This is a genomic window from Pseudomonas sp. LBUM1649, from assembly GCF_059716155.1.
The window spans coordinates 6,445,198-6,467,876 of sequence record NZ_CP166807.1 but is presented as its reverse complement, the minus strand read 5'-3'; the positions used below and the strand labels follow the sequence as shown (position 1 = coordinate 6,467,876).

Below are 22,679 nucleotides of genomic sequence, written 5' to 3'. Positions count from 1 at the left end.
TTTTATTCGGCCACTTGCCGCATGGACATGGGGAATTGTTCTTTTCCGTAACCGCCGGTGCAGTCCGCGACCGTGGTCGCCCCTGGGCGGCAGCTGACCTTGGGCATGTCGTAAGTGCTGCCATCGCCGCAAACGGCCTGGCCCTGGCTGTCGATGGCCAGGCTGCCACCCTTCATGGTAGCGCTTACCGGCCCGCTGCATTTCGAGCCGTCGGCCTGGTGTACGGTGACTTGGCCCTTACCGTCCTTGAGCTGGTACTCCAGACGCAGCGGCTTGCCGGTCCGGCGGTCCTGTATCCCGGCGCCTGCGTTGTACTGACCATCGAGAAACTTGGCGGCACCGTCGGCGGCGTCTGGCGGGATGCTCAGGGGAGGGCCGGGTTTTTCGGCGGCGGATTTTTCTGCCTCGGGCGAAGTGATATCCGGCGGCGCGGTTTTGTTTTCGGGTGGCGCGGTTGGGGATTCGGCTGCCGGGTCTTTGGCTGGGTCTTTGGTCAAGTCGGCGGGTGCTGTGTCAGCCTCATTACCCTCGATGGCCGGCGCTTCCACACCCTGTGTTCCGGTCACGGCGGTGCCGGTTCCAGTGGTGGAGCCTATAACGGTGCCTGTCACCGGAACGCTATTCAACGTCGTGACATTGCCAGGCAGTTGCGGCTCTTCCAGCTGTTTTTCCACCGGCACGATGCCCTTGGGCAGCAGGTCTACCGCCACCAACGGAATCGGGACGCAACCGCGCAGGCCGAGCAATAGCCACAAAAGCAGCAGCAGGAGCGGCAGCAGCAACAGCCACCATCGCCGCCACCACGGACGAGCCACCACCGGCACGACGGGCGCAACAACAGGTGCTTCGACCACGGGTGTCAGCGGCGGAGCCTGATAGAGGCAATGTAGGGGATCGCGATTGAGGTCGGTACCGGCGTGCTCGAAACCCCAAAAGGTCAGCACCGGTTTGCCTTGCACCAGGTACACGAAGTTTTCGTCAGGGATATGAATGACGCGCTTGAGCAACTTGCCGAACACGGCTTTGTCGCCTTGCTGCAGTTCGCCGGATTCAGTGCCCAGGAAACGCTGGCTCAATTCTTCGAGCGCGGTCTTCAGGGCTTCAAGTTGGCGGCGGGCAGGGGCGCGTTCTTCCTCGGTCGCGCTGCTCCACGGGATCACATCGCCGTCGAGGGCGCTGTACCAATCGATCTGGTTGCCGAGTTCATCGCTTTGAGGGATGGCCAGATGATCTACCAAATCGGGATTCTTGCGACGAATGGCTTCGCGCAATTGCAGGGCTGCCCGGTAGACCGGTTGACCTGTTTCGCCGAGGGCAGTGAATGACCCGCTCTTACCGCTGCGTAATAGTGCCCCGCGCATTCAAACTCCATACGATCCGTTGCGCAAAAATGACAGACAAATGTGTCTGTACTTGCTCCTGCATTTGGCGGGCGACCATGATGCCATAATGATGTCGCCGTCAATCTGCCGGAGGTTTAAACCTCATGAGACTAACGTAAGCGTGCGGAGGTTGCATAAGGTCAATTTTAATTGGTTTTGGGAGGCTCGGGCGTGGGCTTTTTAAGCTTGCTGAATCGTTTCATCAGCGCTATAAAAAATGCACAACTCCAAGAAAGGCTTTCCCCATGTCCCCGCTCAAACTCCTCGTTGTCCTTGGCGCGCTGTCCGCCTCCCACGCCATGGCTTGGGATTACGTCCTGCTCGACAGCGACAAAGCCGCGCAAAACTGGCAGATCACCAGCCAGCAACTCGGTGTGAAAACCGACCAACCCTTCTCCGTGACACTCCGTACCTTGCACGGCGGTCGGCAAGAGGGCGTCAGCATCGTCGACATCGATAACGGCACGATGAAACTCTCGGTGGTGCCGACTCGCGGGATGAACGTGCTGCAGGCGTCGGTCGGTAATGTGCGCATGGGCTGGGATTCGCCGGTCAAGGACGTGGTCAATCCGTCCTTCATCGAACTCAATGGCCGCGGTGGTCTGGGCTGGCTGGAAGGTTTCAATGAGCTGGTCACCCGCTGCGGCTACGAATGGGTCGGCCACCCCGGCGTCGACAACGGCGAACTGCTGACCCTGCACGGTCGGGCCGCCAACATTCCTGCGAACAAAGTCACCCTGCACATCGATGAAAAACCACCGTACGCCATCACCTTGCGCGGCGAACTGAAAGAGCAGGCGTTCAAGAAAGTCGACTTCTCCGTGGCGACCGAACTGGTCACCGAACCCGGCAGCGTAACGTTCGCTCTCAACGACACCCTGACCAACAACGGTGACTATCCGAAGGAATACCAGGCGCTGTATCACAGCAACTTCAGCACGCCGTTCCTGGAACAGGGTGCCCGCTTCGCCGCGCCGGTGAAACAGGTCTCCCCGTTCAACGACAAAGCCAAAGGCGATCTGTCGGACTGGCAAACCTACCGCGCACCGACCAAGGACTACGACGAGACGGTTTACAACGTGGTGCCGTATGCCGATGCCAAGGGCGATACGTTAACCGTGTTGCATAACAAGGCCGGCAGCCTGGGGGTTTCGGTCGGCTTCAACACTCAGACACTGCCCGTGTTCTCCCTGTGGAAAAACACCGATACTCAAGGCCAGGGATATGTCACGGGGCTGGAGCCGGGAACAAGTTTTTCCTACAACCGCCGTTATCAGCGGCCACTGAACCTGGTACCGACAATTGGGCCGAAGGAACACAAGCAGTTCCGCATCAGCTACAGCTTGTTAGCGGATAAGGCGGCTGTGGATAAGGCCTTGAAACAGGTGAGCGAGATTCAGGGTGGGCGGGAGACTGAGGTGCGGCAGACGCCGTTGGTTGATCTGACCAAGGGGTGACGCCGGCTAGAGCGTTGTCGGCCGATATTGCAGCGCCTCGGCCAAATGTTCGCGTCTGATTCCGTCGGCTAGTTCAAGGTCCGCCAGCGTGCGCGCGACCTTGAGCAGTCGATGGGCTGAACGCAGGGAGAGATTGAGCCGTTCACAAGCGGTTTCCAGCCAGTTTTCATCGATTGTGGATAACTTGCAGTGCTTACGCAGCCCCGGTAGATCGAGAAAAGCGTTGGCACAGCCCTGACGCTTCTGTTGGCGTTCGCGTGCCTCGGCCACTATCAATGCAGCGCTGGCACTGTCCTCTCCCGGTTTCACAGGTGGATTCAGCGCCGTGGCCTCCCGTGCCACGGTCAGGTGCAAGTCGATCCGATCCAGCAGCGGGCCCGACAACTTGTTGCGGTAACGTTGCACCATGTCAGGTGTGCAGGAGCAGCGCCCAGTGGGTTCGCCAAGATATCCACAGGGGCACGGGTTCATCGCCGCCACCAACTGGAACCGCGCTGGAAACCGCACGCGATCCTTCGCCCGGGAGATCACGATGTGTCCGGACTCCAGTGGCTCCCTCAGGACTTCCAGCACTCTGCGTTCGAATTCCGGAAGTTCATCAAGGAACAAAACGCCGTGGTGGGCGAGGGTGATTTCGCCTGGCTGTGGTTTCGAGCCGCCACCCACTAGTGCAGGGCCTGAGGCAGAATGGTGGGGCTGGCGAAACGGCCGATGTGGCCAATGGCTAAGCGGTACGCAACTGGTGACCGATTGAATCGCCGCTACCTCCAGTGCTTCACTTTCAGACAGCGGCGGCAGCAGCCCCGGCAGGCGACTGGCCAACAGCGTTTTTCCGGTTCCCGGCGGCCCGCTGAACAACAGGTTGTGTAACAATACACCCGAATGAATCCCATATTGATGCCTCCATTGCATCCGGCAGTCATCAAAATCATTGGTGCGGTCACTTTTTATGTCTGTAGAGGCCGAAACGGAGACCAACAGCACCTCCACCTACCACCAGCTGGAAAAAAGACTATATTTCAGTCGACCTGTTCTTGATTCTGAAAAAAGGTAGTTAGATTGATTTTGCCAAGACGATGAATCTGCATATAAGGGGGTGATATGCATCGCGTAAAATTGCAAATAACGATCCTGAAGTTCGGATTCATCGCTATAGCAGGAGGGCTGGCATCAGAAAACGTACTTGCAGATTATGATTGCGTTAAGCTAGATCCGCGCGTAAAGCTGTCCGAACAAACTGAAGTTGAAGTTAGTGGTAATGCTGAAACAGTTTATAAAATTGCAAAAGCGGGTGGTAAAGTAGCCGTAGAAGCAAAAAGCGCTGCTCAAAATATCCAAGAGAGCGTCCCTATGTCTGAAGCGGGGAACGCACAAAATAGGCTGCTCTACCTTCTCTGTGAAATGATGTCAAAAGATGATATACCTACCGATAAAAAAATTGAACTTTACAAATATGTGACTGATAAGATCGCTCCAGGGGCCACCTATCCATCAACCAGTGAAAATTCTAAATCAACAGTTGATACACCTAAGAAACCTGAAAGTTCTTTGACTAATCCTACTCCTCAAAAGCCATCGGTGCCTAAAGCCAATGAATCAACAGTTAAAAAGGTGATATCTGATCCAAATCTTAAAATCGATATTTATAATGGCGCCGAATCAAAAAATTCGACGAGCAAGGTTCCACCTAATTCGTTGGATAGTGGTACAGGTGGTAAGTCGATAATTGGTGGTGGCAAAGAGAGAGCACAAATTCTAACCTTTAATGATGATTGTAAACAAGAATTGGGGTTTCAGTATGCGAAATATAAGCAGACAGAAGTAGGCGCTAAATATCCTTATTATTTTATCTATGTTAGGAACAACAAGGATTTTCAATGCGACGAGTGTGTTGAGAAGTTGGCTAAGTTTATTGAGTCAAAAACTGATATCCCGGTAATAGCAGGTGGTGGCACCTATGGAAATCCCGGTTGTATTGGTTATAGAGAAAGCATGGGTGCCAACTTGAAGGGCGCACAATGCCTGCAAGCGTTGTTGGGCGAGAATTACAAGGTGGATAAAGCTAACTGTTCAATGGATGGGCTCCCGTACCCGGTGAAGCTAAGGAAGTGATGTTGTTTTTTTATAATATAACTGGCTTTTTTCTAGGGGCGACTGTAGTGATTTCTACTCAGTTCATATTTTTTGAATGGGAAGCAGTGCCGGACTAAAAATTTAACTGAACAGCGGCGAGCTCGAGGATTCAGACATTTTGAGTCAATCCGGTGCTTCATGTTCGAACAGGTTGTGGCAGAATACACCCACGCAATCGAGATCGAGCCAGGCATGCAATACGAAACCCGCAAAGCATATAGCTATATAAGATTCTCAACGCCTGATCAGGCCAAGGGTGATAGCTATCGTAGGCAGACAGAGGCGGCGAAACGGTACTGCGAACTAAACGGCTTGCGGTGGGCGAATACAAGCGAGTACCTGTTTTTCGACAAGGGCCGCTCCGCCTTCAAAGGCAAGCATCTTGATGATAATGGTGAGTTAGCGCGGTTTTTGTCCTATATCGAAGACGGGACAATACTTCCTGGCTCGGTGTTGATTGTTGAGAGTTTGGACAGATTAAGTCGTGAGCGAATTACGGAAGCACTGCCGAGATTTCTCGATATTCTAAAAAAAGGTGTTGATATTTACACCTCAATAGATGGAAAACTTTATACGCAAGATGTTCAGGATAATGACTTGCTATTCAGCATAATCCATATGAGTAGGGCGCATAGCGAATCAAGCGTTAAGGGGGAGCGAGTAAGCAAGGCATGGAAACAGAAGCAAACTGAGGCTAGGGAGAGTAAAAAACCACTTGGCAAAGCGTGTCCGTATTGGCTCACCTTTGACGGAAACGCCTATGGCCCTATTGTAGAAAGGGTTGAAGTTGTTCGGCGAATTTTCAAGCTCACTGTAGATGGGTATGGTCATCGTGCTATTGCAAAAATACTGAACGAGGAGAAAGTCCCTGTGTTCGGCTCTGACAAGCGAAATAGGAATGGACTGTGGGCTAGCAGTTCCACAGGGAAGCTTCTCGCAAACCGAGCGCTATTAGGAGAGTATCAGCCTACAGGTTTAGTAAATGGTGTTAGGAAAACTATCGGTGAGCCGGTCATTAATTTTTACCCGGTGATAATTACGGATGACGAGTTCTATCAAGCGCTGGCGGCAAGAAATACACGGAAAGTTTCCAAGGCGACCAAATCAACGCGAAACTTCAATGTATGGCAAGGGATTGCGAAATGCAGTCACTGTGGTGAATCGATGCACTTGGTCAACAAGGGCATCCCTCCCAAGGGTGGTAAGTATCTGAGGTGTTATGGCGCTGCAAAGGGGGCATGTAAGAGTAAGCTTGTTCCACTTGGCCCCTCGGAGCGCATCTACATAGAGATTCTCGCTAAGGTTGATAGCCTTAGCTTGGTGCAAGACTCTCAATCGAAAATATCTAAAGAGATATCTGTTTTAGAAGTCAGGTTGGAAAATGTTAAAGGACGGTTGGCTGAAATTGAGCGTCAGTTGACAACCTTGGACTTTGATATTCCACAAATAGTGGTTCTTTCTATAGCAAAGCTTGAGAAAGAAGCAAAAGAACTGACCGCCAAGCGTGCCGAGCTAAAGCAACACGCCCAGCGCGAAAAAATAATAAATAAGAAGGAGTTTTTTTCTAAGTTGGATATGGTGACGTACGAAGCCAGGGCGAGGGCTAACTATCTGCTCAAAGCGCTCGATGTCACGGTTTCGGTAAGTAGAGAGGATGACTATACATCGTATTGTGTGGCTTCCGGTGACCGTATAAAATTTTTTGTAGCCCAAATTGGAGACGCCGTTGAATTCATTCCGCTTGGAGAGGATTCGCTGAAAATTATTTATGATCAAGGCGATGGCGCGGGACACAGCGCGATCCGTGAAACGATGAAAGCGAGTTTGCCCGCAGTTGGTCAAGCGCTAGCAAGGGATCCTGTGTTGGTTGAACTTCTTAATTCGATTAAGGCTGGTGAAGTTTCGAATCTTGAACAGTGTCAAGATTCTGCTAAAGCTAGCCGCCTACGGCGAAAAAGCGACCCCCAGTAGAGCAGCCTCCGACCTGATCAACGAGCAAGCGAAGCGCGCAGGCACGAAGTGCATTGGCGCGAAGAAGCGAAGACCCCGGAGGTGCTTGTCTGTCGTGCACGGATTCGAGCGGGGTCGCAGCGACTGGAGGGCCGAGTTCATGCCTTCTTAAAGTTGTTTTGTGCCCTCTCAGACCTCCAGAGTGCTCAAACTGTCAGCGATTCTAATGGACTTTGTGAGCTGTTGATTGTGATCCTCTCTCACGCACGTGAGCCCCCACAAACTTGTTTGTGTAGTGGGTTACACAAAGTGTCGCTTAGCTCTTGCTTCGCTCTTTGCTCCGTCAGTAAGCTACAAATAAGAATAACAAGACGGGGAAACCGCTATGCAAAGAACTCTTTTCTTGACCGATGACCAAAAAATGATGTGGGCCGAAGCTGGGACTGCATTTCCGGGCGAACAACTTAATGAGGTAGTGCAGAGGGCTTTGATTGATCTTCCAATAGATAAGGCGCAAAACGATATTTATGAGCTTCGCCGATTTGACGCGCCGCATGCTTTCGATGCTCTTTTGAAATTGCAAAATACCGGCGCGGCACGGCGGCATATCGAAGTAACCAATGATGAACTTCGTGAAGTATTGCGCATCGAAGTAACGCTGTTCGATCTGATCATGCAAGCAGTTGCAATGCTCTTGGACGTTTTTTTGCGTGTCCTCGGCGGTGCTTTGAAGAGTACCTCGACTCGGTCAACTGAGCCGCCGACGGTGGCACCCAGTCCGCAAAAATACGTGCCTAGCTGGAAAAGTCAGTTGCGTATCGAGCACGACGATTACGAGTATACCCCTTGAATTTTGCGATCATCCGCACCAAGAAATTGAAGTCGATGGGTGCTGTGGTGCGGTCTGGAAAGCACACTTTTCGCGAGCAGCTAACGCCCAACGCCGACCCTGCGATGACTCCCAAAAACAAGGTCGTCGGGGCAGCAAGTGCTGAAGATCTAAAAGCACGGTTGCAGCTCCGACTGCCGAAAAAAATGAAGGCCGGGTCAGTGCTATGTATCGAGTACATGATTACCGCCTCCCCTGCGGCTTTTCAGCGTCACGGGGGCAAGTTAGACGACACCGGAAACGGCTATTTCAGTGACGCTCTAAAGTGGCTCCAGCAGCGTCACGGAAGGGAAAACGTGATCTGCGCGGCGGTGCACTTGGACGAAACGACTCCTCACTTAGTGGCGTACGTTGTACCGTTGACCGCCGACCATCGTTTGTCGTGCCGCGATTTCCTGGGTGGCAGGGCAAAGTTAAAGCAGCTGCAGACCGATTTTCATGCCGCATGCGGAAAAAAACAGGGGCTGGAAAGGGGAGTCGAAGGCAGCACGGCGAAGCACCAGGAAATCAAAAAATTCTATGCAGCCCTGAGCGCGGCTGGAGTGGCTCCTAAGCTCGAGGCTAAGGATTACGCTGCTGCTGCTGTTGGCATCAAAACAGCTGCCTGGAGACGAGCTCGAGCGATTGCTGAAGCAAATGCTAAGGGAGTCGCAGCAATGCCGGCCATGAAAAAAGCGTTGGAGCGACGTGGCAAATTTATCGCAACGAAAACGGCAGAGCTGGACGAGCGCATGCAGATCATCAAGCATCGCCAGCTGCTTCTGAGAGAAGCTGAGCAGGAGCTTGTCAAACGCTCCGAAACCCTCTCAGAGCGTGAACGACAAATTAGACTTCATGAGAGCAAAGTCGAGACATTGGAGGCCGAACGCGATGCTTTGGAGCGCCGATTGGAGATGCTCGAAGAGAAAGCCGAGAACAGAAGCCCTCGATCTCGGAAGCTTCATCATGGTATGGATCTGACCCTTTAAACTCCTAACGTCGAAGTTCTGCGAAGCAGAGAATGCTCCCCGGCAGGGGGGTATCTTCACTGCCAGGAATCAACCGTCGTTAATTTCCGCCCCGTATTTTTCATACACCGCAGCGGCTTCTTTAAGCTGACGAATTGATTCCCGCAACGCATGATTCCGTTGCACAGTTGCAACGCTGATGGGTTGAGGCAACTTCAACAGTTTTTCGATCTTAAGCATAAGGTCGTAAAGCGGAATCTCTTTCGTTTCGTGTTTCACAGTAGGGGTTCCTGTTGAACTTCTTTCGTTTTCAAAGATTGTGGGTCTGGTCGAGTCTCATCCTGACCAACCTGCTCTTGGTAACGCTCATAGAAAAACGCCTTGCCACCAATATCATTGGAGATGGGGCTTTTGCGGTTGCCTAAGGGGGGCGCCATCGTAGCTGTGCTGGCGGATATGCTAGACAAGGAGTAGAAAATTCCATTGATTGGATCTGCTCCTGTGGTGAATAGTGGCCGTTTTTATTCAGGCTTAATGAATATAAAGGTCGACCATTACCCTTCTTTTTACTTGATACCTTAATAGTAACTGCCGCCGAACATCTCAAGATGAAAGCGTAGCGACTGAGCTCGTAGCATCGCTCATCTTTATGATGCTTAAGATGTGATAGCCGAGAGGTTGGCTCGCGGAAGCGGTTCAGGCAGGATTCACGGATAAACTTCACATCTCTTGACGAGTGATCAAGTAGATCGACCATACCCTGTAAGCTACGAACCCCTTCATCTGCCTTGGGAACCAATGTGGCGGCTAGCTGCTTGAGGTTGGCAGGAGCACTGGGATCACTGGCAACCTTCCTCAATGCCCTGACTTTCGTAGAGATACCTTCTGCACCAATTAGCTGATACTGACGCACGCCTGCTGCTTTGAGCGCATAAGAAACGCGCTTGGCGGTTTTCGTATCTGTAGTGCTGACGTTTCCAGTCGACCTTGGGAATAGGTACTTCAAGACATAGCCGATAGGGCTGGTTTCGTTTCCAGGCTCTACCTGGGTTTTCAGAATTTTATTTGAATATGTCTTGTAATAGTCTTCGGGTCGACCATCTCCGGAGAGCAATTGCTCTAGCTTGCTTTGAAGATCTATAAGCATCTTGTCAGAGCAATAGAAGAGAATGTGCCAGTGCGGACATCCATCTTGGTGAACCTCTGCTACGCGTAAGCCAAAATAGTCGGAATTGGCATGGTATTTTTTACCAAGGAATTTGAATAATTTCCGATACAGCCGGTTTAGAAAGTCATTTCCTTCTCTAAGGGATGAGCCATCGTATGATTTTGAGCTTGGGTGAAAGCGTGGCGGGCATGTGAGTGTAATCATTATCCAGATATATTCGCGACTCACCGCGAGTCGTTCCATGGCCTTGACGGATAGATAAAGTTGATTGAGTCGTGACCTTTCAGAATTCGCATAAATATCGGATTTAGTCACTCCGGAGGATGGAGTGGCGAGGCTGCTCTGCATTTTTGCGTGGATGTTGGCACGTCGATCTTCGAAAAGTTGAACTGTCTGGTCTGAGCAATATGGCATCAAGCCATGTTTTGCATCACCCAATAGCTTGCCTCGCATCGCATGATGCTCTCTGTGCTCATCCGCTAAATGATTGATTTGCGCGCGCCAATATACCTCGCTACGTAATCTCATCATTATGCCATCAAGACTGTGTCGTGATGACTGTTTGATGGCAATACCGTACTCATGCCGAGAGTGGCAGTATTCTGCTATCAACTCCGGAGATAATGCCTTCTGTTTTACAAAGTGGTACTTCGCAATATTATGAGCAACGTCACAAAGCTGCTCATTTCCAAGCGAAATAAGAGTGTTTAGCGGAGGAGGAAAATATCGAAATCCCTGACGCACGACGCAGCCTTAACAAAAAAGGGCGTCCTACCGGGATTAGTGGTGTGTAGCATTCGCCAACCATGGCGAACTTCATAACTATCTCAATCCGCCGAGATAACTTCAAATCAATAAAAGCTAAGAGTAATTCACACCTTGATAGATATTATCTATCGATTAAATGCCTTTGATATTAAATTGATATGAAAAATCATTTACATATCAATTTGATATGAGGGGCTAATTTTGGTGTCAACAAACGACCGTTAAATGATGCTGAATATTTGAAACTTTAATGGTATCAACAAAATAGCTTTTATTTTTTATGATACCATTGTATAGTGATGCTACGTTTTGTGATCCCTTTATTTGAGGTAAGTTCATGCCCCGCACCTTTCTGTACGCTCGTGTCAGCACTGAGGGCCAGACAACTCAAAATCAGCTAGAGGAGGTCAAAGCCAGCGGTTATGACATTCCCCCGCAGAGGGTGATAGAGGAGATTATCTCTGGCAGCGTCTCTGCAAATGAGCGCCCAGGATTTCGAAAGCTTCTCGAGAAGCTAGAGCAAGGTGATGTGCTTGTGGTCTCCAAGCTCGATAGACTTGGCCGAAACGCTATGGATGTTCGATCTACTGTCGAGTCTCTAGAGCGCTCAGGCATCAAGGTCTGTTGTCTCGCGCTGGGGGGAGCTGACTTAACTTCTCCTGCGGGAAAAATGACAATGCAGGTCATCAATGCTGTTGCGGAATTTGAGCGCGATCTATTGATCGAGCGCACGCACGCGGGGCTTCGACGGGCGCAATTGGAAGGTAAAAAATTAGGTCGTCCAGCTGCAAAGGGGACGACAATTGCCGTCCACCAGTTAAAAGCTAGAGATATGACTCAAGCTCAGGTCGCCAAGGAGTTAAAAATCGGAATTGCGACTGTTAAGCGGCACTGGAATAAGAGCTAGAGGGGTGCCTCTATTGGTAAAAATCAATTAGAGTTTGCAACTGTTACCAGCTTGGTTTTTGCCGCACCGGCTTTGCTTTGAAATTTTGGGTCTAGATAGGAGGCTTCATTCAATACTCCGGCCAGCTTCTCCATGAGCTTAAGCTCGGTGAAACCGTAGTTATCGATCTCTCCATTAATAGCCGCTTCTAGTCTTCTTACGGAAACGAGCCTGGCATGAGGTACATGAATTTTTCTGTTTATGATGACAGTGCCAGTTACATGCTTTGGCTGATTCTCGCTGAAAATACGAGTTTTTTTGGTGTTGATGCGATGCCCATGTCGCCTAACTATGGAGCTGACTTCTCGTTCTAGGGATGGGGGGATGATGTCTCCCGAGAAAGTTAGATCGTCCACGTAGCATGTAAAAGTGAGCCCATACTTTTGGGCCAAAGTGCTTAAGCCGTCAAACATTGGGCGGGAGGTATGCAGCGCCAGTAATGGGCTGAGTGGACTACCTGTTGGGAGGCAATCACGAAAGGTAGTTAAATTTGTGAGTATTCCAGCGACGTCACCGACACATTTCAACTGTTTGGAAAAAAACGAGTTGACGTGGTGAGATTTGACCGATCCGTAGAAGTTGCTCAGATCGAAGGTCGCAATTACGCGAGCCTTTTCATGTGCCAGCGCATTTGAGCGATAAGATCGCTTCTTGACTCCCGCGTGGGCGTAATCTGGATATTCCATTCGCTGTAAAAGTTTCAGAATGCGCTCATGTACCCCTCTCAATTTTTTAGCAGGGGTCTGGACAAGCCTTTTTTTGGTAATTTTTTGGGAGAACGGATTCACATCTTCCAGTAAAGTGAACTCACGGTAGTTTTCTTCACTTTCTAGTAGCTCTGTTAAGCTTGCGATTTTTTCGTTCAGGACTTCACATAGTTTTTTCGGTGAAGTTAGTTTGTACAGTGCGCACTGTGTTATTGGGTAAAGATTAAAAGATTTTCGCTTTTTTACCGAAATTCTTGGACGTCTCATTTCGTGTCTGATTCCATTCAAGTATTGAGACTATTTTTTTTGCGACATGTATCCGTATTTTATCGCTAGGCTTCGGTTCATCGAGGTTTTCAGAAAAGAACATTATCGATGAAAGCGGTATTTCGAATTGCTCACTATATTTAGACAAAATTTCCATAGTGGGCTGTTTCTTTCCAGACTCAATCTCAGATAAATACGAGTTTGAGATACCCAAACGGCTAGCAAGATCCGATTGAGAAACGTCGTAGAAGGTTCGAATGAGTTTTAGGGCTTTGTTGATCATGATGGGTACCTCTAGAAACGTGTGACAACAGCGGGGTAGATCTATTCAGTATCGATTCCGAGGAAGCTAAGGATTTTTGGCCCGTATTTATCAATCAGGGAGAACAGATTCACGAGGAACCGTACAACCCGAAAGCAAGCCCCAAATACCTTTACAACGCTCCACTTCTTCTTCTTTTCTGGACAAACCAGACATTGCTCTGCGGTTTTTTCTTCACTCTTGTGCATTTTTTGATGCTCCTATCTAAGTTATGACACGCTTATGCGTGCCTCTCGAGCATAACTAGATAGCGAAAAGTGAAACGGGTTGAGCAATGCTTTTCCCCCTCCGAGACACCGGCTTCGTCGCTCTCGACGAAGCCGCTTATGTCGTGAAGGTGAGGATACATACACACGTCGCGGGACGTACGCAGCACCCCTTTCCGACCAAGGGTTAGAGACCGAGGCCTCCACGGTGCCGAAGCACCAACAGCAACGAGATATAGTCACCGTCCGCGAAGTAAATATGCGAAATTTCTTCGCCCCTGTCAAATCTTTTTCGCTGTGAGCGAAAAGTATTCGCCTGCTAGCGTTGTCTTTAATCCAAAAATTCAGCCAATACAGCGGCTTACATTTCGGCGTTCCTTTCTGACCAACCTTGCTGGTGGCCTTTATTGGATTCAGAGGTGTATTGATACACAACCTAAATAGGTTGTGTGCGCCTGCAGCAGCAATCAACAGTGCACGTTTTGCCGCGAGTTGTCCCTGCACTTCATTCAAATCGGGATAGGGTTTGCTGGCGTAGAGCAAGCCATTGGAGACATAGGGCTCAATCGGCGTATGCCCATTGAAATGCGCGACAGCCTCCAGCAAATGATCCACCGCAATCACTTTCAAGCCCGACGCCAGGCACGCTTCCTCGGCATTGGCCCGCGGCACCACCAACGAACGCCCGGCCTTGCGCGCCGCCAATGCCGCCGGCAATACGCCGCGTACAGCCCGGACCGCGCCAGACAGCGCCAGCTCCCCCAGGCACTCCACATCATCGAGCGTCAACGTCGGCACCTGCACGCTGGCCGAGAGAATCCCCAGCGCGATCGCCAGATCGAAGCGCCCGCCATCCTTGGGCAAATCCGCCGGCGCCAGATTCAGCGTGATGCGCCGTGGCGGAAACTGCAGCCCCGAATTGATGATCGCACTGCGCACCCGGTCCTTGCTTTCCTTCACCGCCGCCTCGGGCAGGCCGACCATGGTCAGCGATGGCAAACCATTGGCCAGATGGACTTCAACAGTGACAGCGGGCGCATCCACGCCAATCTGGGCGCGGCTGTGGACGATGGAGAGGGACATGGTCGTTCCTTGAGGTGACGGAGGCCGCTTCCTGCGGGTTTTTGAAGGGTAGTCAGGACATGAGGATTTCGCGTGGCGGCAGATAGGATGAATTTTCGCAGGATGTTGCGAGTCATCCTGGGGCGTGCTGGCAGACAAAAAACCGCCATTCAGAGGCGGTTCTTTGGTAGGCAGGTTCAGGCTCTTTTGCCGGCAAGCAGGCCCGGAGGTTCAAGGTCTTTGCCGTGAATGGCGGCGACATCAAGGAATCGTTGTTGATTGGCTGAAATATTGCCGGCCAGCCGAAACGCTTCAGCATGATACTGAACGATGAGTAACAGCCTGGCTTTTCGCTTTTTGTGAATCATGGACACCTCCTGTGCCTGGGAGTGAGATCAATACTATTAATCGTTCAGGTAAATGACAAGTCGATTGGTCTGGTCGAAGCTGAATCCGAGGTGATGGTAGTAGGGGACGACATTTGGGTCAGGATCCTGAATCTCTATTTCATTGCACCCCAGCATTCGCGCATAGGTATCTGTAGCCAGCAGCGCCATCGGGGCGATCAAGCCACGAAGAGGATGAGATCTGTCTGGGTGGCCCTGCAAAAGAACGATTTTTATGCAAATAGTGCTTTTACGCGGAGTGGCATAACACAGACCACACAGTTTCTCTTCGTACCAGATGGCCAAATCCAGTCCCTTGGCATCTTTGCACTTCCAATCTGGCACGTTTTCCCACGGGTAGAGTGCAGCTTCCACCCACGGGTGACAGGCAGTTATCGCAGCGGGGAGTTATTGGGTCGAATCTAACGGCCTCTGTGTTGAGTTTCCTAGCCCGAGATTTACAGTCCTCTACGAAGATTTTATATGCGAGCATTCGTGCATTTGATTTGTAAGTCTGGTTTCGAAGTTCGGTACCTTTTCCTTTTCTTCTCATTGCTAGCGTCTATCGAATAACAAGGCGAAAAAGCGTAAAGAAAAGGGTGCGGACTGTTAAATCAGGCGGGAGAGCTGCTTTTTGTAGGACCGTGCCTAGATAGTTGAAGGACATCGGTGAAAGAGCGTGGCAGGTCTTGCTGGCTGAAGGTTGCTGGTTATGATCTCGTTGAATTCAGACGTAGGTAACGTGAATGAACAGGAATGGAATGCGCCCGATTCATCCTGGTGAAATTCTTAGCGAGGAGTTTTTGAAGCCGCTGGGCATTTCAACCGTAGCGTTGGCCAGCTGGCTGAACGAGCCTGAGGCTGAAGTAAGCGAGGTTGTTAGTCAGCGAAGCGGTGTTGGTGCTGGTCTGGCGAAGAAGCTATCCATCCACCTGAACACCACGCCCGAGCTCTGGCTGAATCTGCAATCGACCTATGATTTGCGTTTAGCCCAGATCGAGCGTGGTTGAACGTTAAGTATTCAAAGCAAATGCAAGACTCGTGAAGCCCGCTTCCACCACGGGGTCACCGGACGTCTTGTCTGCTCCCGCTCCGTCACCATCTGCGGCACATCCTGCAACCGAATCCACGACTGGTTGTTCCAGTGCAGCAAGCTCAACGACATTTCCGGCCAGTTGAGCAGGCTCAGTTGCGGGCGTTCGGTTGCGGCGGGGTGTTGGGCATCTCGTAGGGCGGGGACGACTTCGTGGGTAAGCCATTCACGCAGGGCTCGGTACTCGGGGCAGTAGTGGTAAACGAGGAGGGCGTAGACACCGGATTCGCTGATCAGCAGGGTGTTTTCGATGTTGCCGTGGACAAGCATTTTTGCGGCTTGGTGTTGGTCGGGATCGAGTTTTCTGCGGATTCCACGCCATCCGGCCACCCAGCCCACTAACATCCGGCCACCTGTTCCACGATCATCCGGCCGGGCAGTCGGAGCGCAGCGACGCAGGTTTGCATTGTTAGTCTGAAGTCTCTGTCGCCGTCAATTTCGTTGCGCGTCTGCGCATCGATTCGCCCTTCAGTTCGATCCGATAAGCGTTGTGCACCAGCCGGTCGAGGATCGCATCGCCCAAGGTCGGATCGCCGATCAGCGCGTGCCATTTGTCCACTGGCATCTGGCTGGTCACTAGCGTCGAGCGGTTACCGTAGCGGTCGTCCAGCAGTTCAAGCATGTCGCGCCGTTGCGCAGCGGTAAACGGCGCCAGGCCCCAGTCGTCCAGGATCAGCAAGTCAGTCTTGGCATAACCCGCCATCAGTTTCGCGAAGCGGCCGTCGCCGTGGGCCAGGCCTAGTTCTTCCATCAAGCGCGGCAAGCGCAGATAACGCACGCTGTAACCGTCGCGGCAGGCCTTATGAGCCAGCGCGCAGGCGAGCCAGGTTTTGCCTACGCCAGTTGGGCCGCCGATGATCAGGTTCAGACCATCGCGCAGCCACTGGCCGCTGCCCAGTTGCAGGATCAAGGCCTTGTCCAAGCCACGCGGACTGCGATAGTCAATGTCTTCCAGGCAGGCGTTATGGCGCAGTCGGGCCGCCTTGAGGCGAGTAGTCAGGCGGGCGTCTTCGCGCTCGGTCAGCTCGCGATCGACCATCAGACCGAGGCGTTCGTCGAAGCTGAGATCGTTGATGTCAGGCGTTGCGTGTTGTTCGCCAAGGGCCTTGATCATGCCGTGCAGGCGCAGGGTTTGCAGCTTGTCGAGTGTCGGGTTGGGCAGCATTTTGGTGCTCCTTTTTCAGGTCAGTGGTAGTAGCCAGGGCCGCGCAGGTTGATGTGTTCTTCAGGCAGTAACGGCAGGTTTTGCTGGGCCAGCGGCAGCCGTTCCAGCCCTTGGCGCAGGATCGATTCCAGGCTTTTGTAGCTGCACGCGCCCAGTGCCAGTGCTCGCTGGCAAGCGGCTTCCAGCCGCTCTTCGCCGTGCTGTTTGCTCAGGCGCAGGATCCCCAGGCAGGCGCGGAAGCCGTGCTGCGGATGGATCCGGCGTTCGAGGATGTAGGCGATGACACCAGCGGTGTTCGGCCCGGTCTGCTCAGCCCAGTGGATCAGTCGCTGCGGCGTCCATTCGGCATGTTCGCGGTGACTTTTGGGCATGTGCTCGGTTTGGGTGGTGTGGCGGCCTTTGTGCGGTGAGCGCAGATGGCTGGCTACCCGCTGGTTGGCGTGGAAGCACTCGACAGTCCTAGCGGTTAGCCGCACTTCGAGTTGGTGCTTCACCAGCTGGTATGGCACCGAGTAGTAATGACCATCGACCTCGACGTGGTAGTCGATGTGCACCCGCACCTTTTTCCATTCGGCGTAGACATACGGATGTTCTGGTAGCGGTTGCAGTGCGGGTTGGTCGATGGTCTCGAAGGCTGAGCGCCGTGAGCCGGGCAGCTTCTTGAAGGGCTTCTGATTGAGGCGATCGAGCAGCAGCGCGATGGCTGTGTTGAGTTCGCCCAAGGAGAAGAACTGGCGGTTGCGCAGCACCGCCAGGATCCAGCGCTCGACTACCTGTACGCCGACTTCAACCTTGGCTTTGTCCTTGGGTTTACGCGAGCGCGCGGGCAGCACAGCTACGCCGTAATGCTCGGCGAGATCGCGGTAACTGGGGTTGATATCCGGCTCATAGCGATGCGCCTTGGTGACGCCGCTGCGCAGATTGTCCGGTACCAGGATCTGCGATGTACCGCCGAGAAAGGCGAAGCAGCGCACGTGCGAGCCCAGCCAGTCGGGCAGTTTCTGCGACCAGGTGGCCTCGGCGAAGGTGTAGCTGGACGCGCCGAGGACGGCGACGAAGATCTGCGTTTGGCGGATCTCGCCGGTTCGCCGATCAATGACTGGCACGGTCTGGCCGGCGTAGTCGACAAACAGCTTTTCGCCGGCGCGATGTTCCTGGCGCATGACCACATCGATCTTCGCGGCCCAGAGGCGGTAGTGCTCGCAGAACCAGCTGTACTGGAAGCCTTGCGGGTGGGTGAGCCGATACTCTTGCCAAAGCAGGGCCAGGGTGACGCCGGGGCGACGTAACTCGGCATGGACATGAGCCCAGTCCGGCATCGGGCGTTGGTCGCTGGGAACATCGGGCGGAGGCGGAAAAAGGCGCCGTTGCAACTCAACGTCGCTCAAAGCACACGGCCAAATCAGCCCGCTGGCAGCAAAGCGATTGAGGTACTCACCGATGGTCGCGCGACCCACTTGCAAGCTGACAGCGATCTGGCGAGCAGACAGGCCGACCTCGAATTTGAGACGTAGCACTTCCTTAATTTTACGCATGGATAACCGCTCCACGACGACCTCTCTGCTTCGATAAAAGAGGTCGATGGTAGTGAATTAATCCTGCGTTGCTGCCTGCCTTATGAGTGGCCGGATGGCCGTGGAATGGGTGGCCGGATCATCGTGGAATCAGTGGCCGGATGTTCATGGAATAGATGGCCGGATGCCCGTGGAATCCGCAAGTTTTCGGAGTTGGCGGTCATTGAGGTAGATGCGTAGTAATCGGCCCAGGTCGCGGGCGCTGAACCAAGGTTGGTTTTCTATAAGTAGGGCGTGGAGGTGGAGTTTGTGGCGAGTGAAAACGTGGGGGACTAGATAGTTTTCGTCCATGGTACAGCTCCCGGATTCGAATGGAGGAAACTGCCTCTGATCGTCGCCAAACGAAAAAGGGTGGCAGCTATGCGCGGGTTGGCGAACCGGTGCATCCGGAAAAAACCGGCAGACCCGAAGGTCTCCCACGCAGAGCCGCCATAATTCGAGATGGAGAGAGCTCCTCCGGTTCGAATGTGGTCGCGGTGCGTCGGATGCCATCCAGGTCGCCAAACCCAGTGCTGAACATTCAGCAGAGGGTGAGCTTAGGAACCGGAGCATCGCGGCGCAATCGGACGGCGGATGAGAACTTTGTAGGACGTTGCCGGGATTGTTGCAGGCCTTAAGATCAAAAGATCGCAGCCTGCGGCAGCTCCTACAGGTGAAGCTGAAGGTCGTGCCGACCTTCAATCGCGGGCAAGTCCGCTCCCACAGGGACCGTGGTGTTATTCGGTTGGTGGGTTCAGCTTCGCTTCCATCTCCGCCACTTTCGCTTCAAGGCTTTCGAGGCGGGCGCGAGTGCGCGCCAACACAACCATCTGGCTATCGAACTCTTCCCGGCTAACCAGATCCAGCTTGCTGAACCCGCTCTGCAACAGCGCCTTGAACTGGCTTTCGATTTCGCTTTTCGGCAGTGGAGTGTCGCCGCTGAAGAGGCGGGAGGCGGTGCCTGTCAGGGCGTCGAGGAAGTCTTTGGGCGCGAGCATGGGGGAATGTCCTGGTAGCAATGGCAAGCAGTGTATCACGCAGTGTCTATAGTCAATTCCGCAGGCAAGGGATGCACGCTTTTCGCGCATGCGGACGGACGGCATTGCACCGTTGTTGTGCGTAACGCGTTGGGTGTTGTTGTGAAGTGGTCGCGATCTGTTGGCAAAGGCTTGAAATCAATGTGTTTTGTAGAGATGGCAAGCTTTCTGCTTAGATGCTGATAACCCATGCACTGATGCAGTCGCTGTGACGAATGCAGTGCGCCAGGCGAAACGCGGGGAGTGTTTCGCAAGGAGCGGTTAGCTGGCGTCGGACGGGCACGTAAGGCCGACGATGCGTTACAAAGCCAGGCACTGCGCTTAGACTTGAGACGGGTTTGTTTTCCTGGGGCAAGTCCACCAAATTCGGGAGAGAGTTTTCATGAAGCTAGTCACTGCCATCATCAAGCCGTTCAAGTTGGACGATGTGCGCGAGTCGTTGTCCGAGATCGGCGTGCAGGGCATTACCGTTACTGAAGTCAAAGGCTTTGGTCGGCAGAAGGGTCACACCGAGCTGTATCGCGGCGCGGAGTACGTGGTCGATTTCCTGCCAAAGGTGAAGATTGATGTCGCCATTGACGACAAGGATCTCGACCGGGTTATCGAGGCGATAACCAAGGCGGCCAACACCGGCAAGATTGGTGACGGCAAGATCTTCGTGGTCAATCTTGAACAGGCGATTCGCATCCGTACCGGCGAAACCGATACCGACGCAATCTAAGCCGCCACAAACCCAACGCCCCAGGAGAAAACAAAATGACTCTGCGTAAAATCGCAGGGCTAGGAGCCCTGTTGTCCTTCGTAATGCCTTGCCTGGCCATGGCGGCAGACGAAGTGGCGGCCCCAGTCCTCAACTCCGGCGACACCGCCTGGATGTTGACCTCGACAGCCCTCGTGCTGTTCATGACCATTCCCGGCCTCGCGCTGTTCTACGGCGGCATGGTCCGCTCCAAAAACATTCTTTCCGTGATGATGCAGTGCTTCGCCATTACCGGTCTGATCAGCGTCCTGTGGGTCATTTATGGCTACAGCATCGCGTTCGACACCACCGGCATGGAGCAGGGCGTCGTCAACTTCAACTCGTTCTTCGGTGGCATGGGCAAGGCCTTCCTCGCCGGTGTCACGCCATCCAGCCTGACCGGCCCGGCAGCGTTGTTCCCTGAGGCGGTGTTCATCACCTTCCAGATGACGTTCGCCATCATTACCCCGGCGCTGATCGTCGGTGCCTTCGCCGAGCGGATGAAATTCTCCGCGATGCTGATCTTCATGGGTATCTGGTTCACCCTGGTGTATGCACCAATCGCACACATGGTCTGGTCCGGCAACGGCGGCCTGATGTGGGACTGGGGTGTACTGGACTTCGCCGGCGGCACCGTGGTGCACATCAACGCCGGTGTGGCCGGTCTGATTGCCTGCCTGGTACTGGGCAAACGCAAAGGCTTCCCGACCACCCCGATGGCGCCGCACAACCTGGGTTACACCCTGATGGGCGCCGCGATGCTGTGGGTCGGGTGGTTCGGCTTCAACGCCGGTTCCGCTGCGGCGGCCAACGGCACTGCCGGCATGGCGATGCTGGTAACCCAGATCGCTACCGCCGCTGCTGCTCTGGGCTGGATGTTTGCCGAGTGGGTCACCCACGGCAAGCCAAGCGCACTGGGTATTGCTTCGGGTGTCGTGGCCGGTCTGGTTGCGATCACTCCTGCCGCTGGCACCGTGGGCCCGATGGGCGCCCTGGTGATCGGTCTGGCAGCGGGCGTGGTGTGCTTCTTCTGCGCCACTACCCTGAAACGCAAGCTCGGCTACGATGACTCCCTGGACGCCTTCGGTGTGCACGGTATCGGCGGTATTCTCGGCGCGATCCTTACCGGTGTGTTCGCTGCACCGGCCCTGGGTGGTTTCGGCACTGTCACCGATATCGGTGCACAGGTCTGGATTCAGCTCAAGGGCGTGGGTTTCACGGTGATCTACACCGCGATCGTCACCTACATCATCCTCAAGGTCCTGGACGCCGTCATGGGCCTGCGTATCACCGAGGAAGAAGAAGCGGTCGGTATCGATCTGGCGCTTCACAACGAACGCGGCTACAACTTGTAAGCACGCGCATGAAAAAACTTGCCCGGCTTGCCGGGCATTTTTTTTGTCCGAAATTTGACATGGAAGGTCGAGCTGAAAGGTTTTTTCCTACAGGTTTTACGATGTTTGCGTCGGGTGTATTTGTACGGTCGAAGGCTTACAGGAATGATGGATGATCAGGGCCTTTGTTTTTTCCCAGAGCGCGCTAGAATGCGCCCCGAACGTACGGAGAACTGTATGTGGCAACAGACTCTGATTACCCTGCGGGCAAGGCCCCGGGGCTTTCATCTGGTAACGGACGAGTTACTCGCCGGTTTGCCTGAACTCAAGGCGTGTCGGGTCGGTCTGTTGCATTTGTGGATACAGCATACCTCGGCGTCGTTGACCATCAACGAAAACGCCGATCCGGCGGTACGTCGCGACTTCGAACGATTTTTCAATCGTCTGATCCCACAAGGAACAGACGGCTTTGAGCACAACGACGAAGGCCTGGACGACCTCCCGGCGCACTTCAAGGCCAGCGTGCTTGGCTGTCAGCTCAGTTTGCCGATTTCGGCGGGCCGACTGGCGTTAGGGACCTGGCAAGGCATTTATCTGGGCGAGCACCGTGATCATGGCGGTGCCCGTAAAGTCCTCGCCACCGTGCACGGTGAAGGGGCATAACCGCTGGTCAGCAGCGGCTGTTGATTTTTTTCCGGCAGCCTTCGACAGAGGGCAAAGCTGGGCTATAACTAATCTGCTTTTCGCAAGTCATGAGGTAGAACATGAGCGACGATGATCTGGAAAACGACGACCTCGAAGTAGGCGACGACGACGAAACCGAAGAAGGGCTGGAAGCCGCGGCGGAAGACGTCGCTGAAGACGACGGCGGTGATGCCCCCGTTCCGACCGCCAAAGGCAAGGCCAAGGCAGCGGTATCGGTAGATGAACTGCCGAGTGTCGAAGCCAAGAACAAGGAGCGTGACGCCCTGGCCAAGGCCATGGAAGAGTTCCTGGCTCGTGGCGGCAGGGTGCAGGAAGTGGAGGCCAATGTGGTCGCCGATCCGCCCAAGAAGCCTGACAACAAGTACGGCAGCCGGCCTATCTGAGCCTGCTACGCGCTTGCTGAAAAAGCCCGCCGTCGCTGCGGGCTTTTTCATGGGTGATACAAAAGGATCAGGCTCGGCGC

At 53.5% G+C, this 22,679-nt stretch carries 23 protein-coding genes and 2 pseudogenes; 11 read left to right on the top strand and 14 right to left on the bottom strand.

The features are described 5' to 3' along the window. Positions 1-2: 2 nt before the first annotated feature. The gene (locus tag ACA058_RS30095) at positions 3-1,361 is read right to left on the bottom strand and encodes an SrfA family protein (RefSeq protein WP_497637149.1); all 1,359 of its coding nucleotides are present in this window, start codon (positions 1,359-1,361) and stop codon (positions 3-5) included. Positions 1,362-1,627: 266 nt separating this feature from the next. On the opposite strand from ACA058_RS30095, the gene ACA058_RS30090 reads away from it, so the two are divergent. Then, positions 1,628-2,839 carry an aldose 1-epimerase family protein gene (locus ACA058_RS30090; RefSeq protein WP_497637148.1) on the top strand — a complete coding sequence of 404 codons (1,212 nt, stop codon included), beginning with the start codon at positions 1,628-1,630 and terminating at the stop codon, positions 2,837-2,839. A gap of 6 nt (positions 2,840-2,845) precedes the next feature. On the opposite strand, the gene ACA058_RS30085 is transcribed toward ACA058_RS30090, so the two are convergent. Then, a complete protein-coding gene (locus tag ACA058_RS30085) occupies positions 2,846-3,823 on the bottom strand; it encodes a YifB family Mg chelatase-like AAA ATPase (RefSeq protein ID WP_497640026.1) in 978 nt (325 codons plus the stop codon). A gap of 117 nt (positions 3,824-3,940) precedes the next feature. On the opposite strand from ACA058_RS30085, the gene ACA058_RS30080 reads away from it, so the two are divergent. From ACA058_RS30080 to mobV, 4 genes are all read left to right on the top strand, one after another. Next, on the top strand, positions 3,941-4,951 hold the full coding sequence (locus tag ACA058_RS30080; protein WP_497637147.1) for a hypothetical protein: 1,011 nt from the start codon (positions 3,941-3,943) through the stop codon (positions 4,949-4,951). Positions 4,952-5,110: 159 nt separating this feature from the next. Further along, positions 5,111-6,943 carry a recombinase family protein gene (locus ACA058_RS30075; RefSeq protein ID WP_497637146.1) on the top strand — a complete coding sequence of 611 codons (1,833 nt, stop codon included), beginning with the start codon at positions 5,111-5,113 and terminating at the stop codon, positions 6,941-6,943. 364 nt (positions 6,944-7,307) lie between these two features. Further along, on the top strand, positions 7,308-7,772 hold the full coding sequence (locus ACA058_RS30070) for a hypothetical protein (RefSeq protein ID WP_497637145.1): 465 nt from the start codon (positions 7,308-7,310) through the stop codon (positions 7,770-7,772). Beyond that, complete coding sequence (gene mobV, locus ACA058_RS30065; protein WP_497637144.1) at positions 7,769-8,779, top strand: MobV family relaxase; 1,011 nt, start codon at positions 7,769-7,771, stop codon at positions 8,777-8,779. Before ACA058_RS30070 ends, mobV begins: the two co-directional genes overlap by 4 nt. Positions 8,780-8,848: 69 nt before the next feature. On the opposite strand, the gene ACA058_RS30060 is transcribed toward mobV, so the two are convergent. Next, positions 8,849-9,037: a hypothetical protein gene (locus ACA058_RS30060; protein ID WP_497637143.1), complete on the bottom strand. Its 189-nt coding sequence runs from the start codon at positions 9,035-9,037 to the stop codon at positions 8,849-8,851. A gap of 142 nt (positions 9,038-9,179) precedes the next feature. Further along, positions 9,180-10,670, bottom strand: coding sequence for a replication endonuclease (locus tag ACA058_RS30055; RefSeq protein ID WP_497637142.1), 1,491 nt, complete (start codon positions 10,668-10,670; stop codon positions 9,180-9,182). A 361-nt stretch (positions 10,671-11,031) separates the two neighbouring features. On the opposite strand from ACA058_RS30055, the gene ACA058_RS30050 reads away from it, so the two are divergent. Continuing rightward, positions 11,032-11,601: a recombinase family protein gene (locus ACA058_RS30050; protein WP_497637141.1), complete on the top strand. Its 570-nt coding sequence runs from the start codon at positions 11,032-11,034 to the stop codon at positions 11,599-11,601. Between the two features lie 23 nt (positions 11,602-11,624). On the opposite strand, the gene ACA058_RS30045 is transcribed toward ACA058_RS30050, so the two are convergent. The 5 genes and pseudogenes from ACA058_RS30045 to ACA058_RS30025 all read right to left on the bottom strand — a co-directional run bounded on the left by ACA058_RS30045 (position 11,625) and on the right by ACA058_RS30025 (position 14,965). Further along, positions 11,625-12,614 carry a reverse transcriptase family protein gene (locus ACA058_RS30045; RefSeq protein WP_497637140.1) on the bottom strand — a complete coding sequence of 330 codons (990 nt, stop codon included), beginning with the start codon at positions 12,612-12,614 and terminating at the stop codon, positions 11,625-11,627. After that, positions 12,571-12,897: a helix-turn-helix domain-containing protein gene (locus tag ACA058_RS30040; RefSeq protein WP_497637139.1), complete on the bottom strand. Its 327-nt coding sequence runs from the start codon at positions 12,895-12,897 to the stop codon at positions 12,571-12,573. The genes ACA058_RS30045 and ACA058_RS30040 overlap by 44 nt, the downstream gene beginning before the upstream one ends. A gap of 686 nt (positions 12,898-13,583) precedes the next feature. Beyond that, positions 13,584-14,225 (bottom strand): annotated as a pseudogene (locus ACA058_RS30035) (magnesium chelatase domain-containing protein); the annotation flags it as partial. Positions 14,226-14,401: 176 nt separating this feature from the next. After that, a complete protein-coding gene (locus ACA058_RS30030; protein ID WP_497637138.1) occupies positions 14,402-14,572 on the bottom strand; it encodes a hypothetical protein in 171 nt (56 codons plus the stop codon). A 36-nt stretch (positions 14,573-14,608) separates the two neighbouring features. Further along, the gene (locus ACA058_RS30025) at positions 14,609-14,965 is read right to left on the bottom strand and encodes a hypothetical protein (RefSeq protein ID WP_497637137.1); all 357 of its coding nucleotides are present in this window, start codon (positions 14,963-14,965) and stop codon (positions 14,609-14,611) included. 371 nt (positions 14,966-15,336) lie between these two features. Here ACA058_RS30025 and ACA058_RS30020 point away from each other — a divergent pair, with 371 nt between their 5' ends. Further along, entirely contained in the window at positions 15,337-15,600 is a 264-nt protein-coding gene (locus tag ACA058_RS30020; protein WP_497637136.1) for a HigA family addiction module antitoxin, read from the top strand. 11 nt (positions 15,601-15,611) lie between these two features. Here the strand turns inward: ACA058_RS30020 and ACA058_RS30015 are convergent, their stop codons facing one another. The 5 genes and pseudogenes from ACA058_RS30015 to ACA058_RS29995 form a co-directional block, all read right to left on the bottom strand. Next, complete coding sequence (locus ACA058_RS30015) at positions 15,612-16,028, bottom strand: BRO family protein (protein ID WP_497637135.1); 417 nt, start codon at positions 16,026-16,028, stop codon at positions 15,612-15,614. Positions 16,029-16,092: 64 nt separating this feature from the next. Next, positions 16,093-16,848 carry an IS21-like element ISPsy14 family helper ATPase IstB gene (gene istB, locus ACA058_RS30010; protein ID WP_024264899.1) on the bottom strand — a complete coding sequence of 252 codons (756 nt, stop codon included), beginning with the start codon at positions 16,846-16,848 and terminating at the stop codon, positions 16,093-16,095. Between the two features lie 20 nt (positions 16,849-16,868). Beyond that, complete coding sequence (gene istA / locus ACA058_RS30005) at positions 16,869-18,383, bottom strand: IS21 family transposase (protein WP_497637134.1); 1,515 nt, start codon at positions 18,381-18,383, stop codon at positions 16,869-16,871. 180 nt (positions 18,384-18,563) lie between these two features. Then, positions 18,564-18,713 (bottom strand): annotated as a pseudogene (locus ACA058_RS30000) (BRO-N domain-containing protein); the annotation flags it as partial. A gap of 425 nt (positions 18,714-19,138) precedes the next feature. Next, positions 19,139-19,399 carry an accessory factor UbiK family protein gene (locus tag ACA058_RS29995; RefSeq protein WP_122841011.1) on the bottom strand — a complete coding sequence of 87 codons (261 nt, stop codon included), beginning with the start codon at positions 19,397-19,399 and terminating at the stop codon, positions 19,139-19,141. 421 nt (positions 19,400-19,820) lie between these two features. Between ACA058_RS29995 and glnK the strand changes: the two genes are divergently transcribed. From glnK to sutA, 4 genes are all read left to right on the top strand, one after another. Next, positions 19,821-20,159: a P-II family nitrogen regulator gene (gene glnK / locus ACA058_RS29990; RefSeq protein WP_002555808.1), complete on the top strand. Its 339-nt coding sequence runs from the start codon at positions 19,821-19,823 to the stop codon at positions 20,157-20,159. A 35-nt stretch (positions 20,160-20,194) separates the two neighbouring features. Then, complete coding sequence (locus ACA058_RS29985) at positions 20,195-21,532, top strand: ammonium transporter (RefSeq protein WP_497637133.1); 1,338 nt, start codon at positions 20,195-20,197, stop codon at positions 21,530-21,532. A 216-nt stretch (positions 21,533-21,748) separates the two neighbouring features. Continuing rightward, positions 21,749-22,174, top strand: a complete 426-nt coding sequence (locus ACA058_RS29980) for a secondary thiamine-phosphate synthase enzyme YjbQ (RefSeq protein WP_497637132.1) — start codon at positions 21,749-21,751, stop codon at positions 22,172-22,174. Between the two features lie 101 nt (positions 22,175-22,275). After that, positions 22,276-22,599 carry a dormancy-specific transcriptional regulator SutA gene (sutA, locus tag ACA058_RS29975; RefSeq protein WP_497637131.1) on the top strand — a complete coding sequence of 108 codons (324 nt, stop codon included), beginning with the start codon at positions 22,276-22,278 and terminating at the stop codon, positions 22,597-22,599. Positions 22,600-22,679 lie beyond the last annotated feature (80 nt).

What these genes read in the sequence shown, in the direction of transcription:
- ACA058_RS30095 (WP_497637149.1), bottom strand. Translation starts at nt 1,361, where the DNA reads ATGCGCGGGGCACTATTACGCAGCGGTAAGAGCGGGTCATTCACTGCC.
- ACA058_RS30090 (WP_497637148.1), top strand. Translation starts at nt 1,628, where the DNA reads ATGTCCCCGCTCAAACTCCTCGTTGTCCTTGGCGCGCTGTCCGCCTCC.
- ACA058_RS30080 (WP_497637147.1), top strand. Translation starts at nt 3,941, where the DNA reads ATGCATCGCGTAAAATTGCAAATAACGATCCTGAAGTTCGGATTCATC.
- ACA058_RS30075 (WP_497637146.1), top strand. Translation starts at nt 5,111, where the DNA reads ATGTTCGAACAGGTTGTGGCAGAATACACCCACGCAATCGAGATCGAG.
- ACA058_RS30070 (WP_497637145.1), top strand. Translation starts at nt 7,308, where the DNA reads ATGCAAAGAACTCTTTTCTTGACCGATGACCAAAAAATGATGTGGGCC.
- ACA058_RS30050 (WP_497637141.1), top strand. Translation starts at nt 11,032, where the DNA reads ATGCCCCGCACCTTTCTGTACGCTCGTGTCAGCACTGAGGGCCAGACA.
- ACA058_RS30045 (WP_497637140.1), bottom strand. Translation starts at nt 12,614, where the DNA reads ATGAGACGTCCAAGAATTTCGGTAAAAAAGCGAAAATCTTTTAATCTT.
- ACA058_RS30040 (WP_497637139.1), bottom strand. Translation starts at nt 12,897, where the DNA reads ATGATCAACAAAGCCCTAAAACTCATTCGAACCTTCTACGACGTTTCT.
- ACA058_RS30030 (WP_497637138.1), bottom strand. Translation starts at nt 14,572, where the DNA reads ATGATTCACAAAAAGCGAAAAGCCAGGCTGTTACTCATCGTTCAGTAT.
- ACA058_RS30020 (WP_497637136.1), top strand. Translation starts at nt 15,337, where the DNA reads ATGAACAGGAATGGAATGCGCCCGATTCATCCTGGTGAAATTCTTAGC.
- ACA058_RS30015 (WP_497637135.1), bottom strand. Translation starts at nt 16,028, where the DNA reads ATGTTAGTGGGCTGGGTGGCCGGATGGCGTGGAATCCGCAGAAAACTC.
- istB (WP_024264899.1), bottom strand. Translation starts at nt 16,848, where the DNA reads ATGCTGCCCAACCCGACACTCGACAAGCTGCAAACCCTGCGCCTGCAC.
- istA (WP_497637134.1), bottom strand. Translation starts at nt 18,383, where the DNA reads ATGCGTAAAATTAAGGAAGTGCTACGTCTCAAATTCGAGGTCGGCCTG.
- ACA058_RS29995 (WP_122841011.1), bottom strand. Translation starts at nt 19,399, where the DNA reads ATGCTCGCGCCCAAAGACTTCCTCGACGCCCTGACAGGCACCGCCTCC.
- glnK (WP_002555808.1), top strand. Translation starts at nt 19,821, where the DNA reads ATGAAGCTAGTCACTGCCATCATCAAGCCGTTCAAGTTGGACGATGTG.
- ACA058_RS29985 (WP_497637133.1), top strand. Translation starts at nt 20,195, where the DNA reads ATGACTCTGCGTAAAATCGCAGGGCTAGGAGCCCTGTTGTCCTTCGTA.
- ACA058_RS29980 (WP_497637132.1), top strand. Translation starts at nt 21,749, where the DNA reads ATGTGGCAACAGACTCTGATTACCCTGCGGGCAAGGCCCCGGGGCTTT.
- sutA (WP_497637131.1), top strand. Translation starts at nt 22,276, where the DNA reads ATGAGCGACGATGATCTGGAAAACGACGACCTCGAAGTAGGCGACGAC.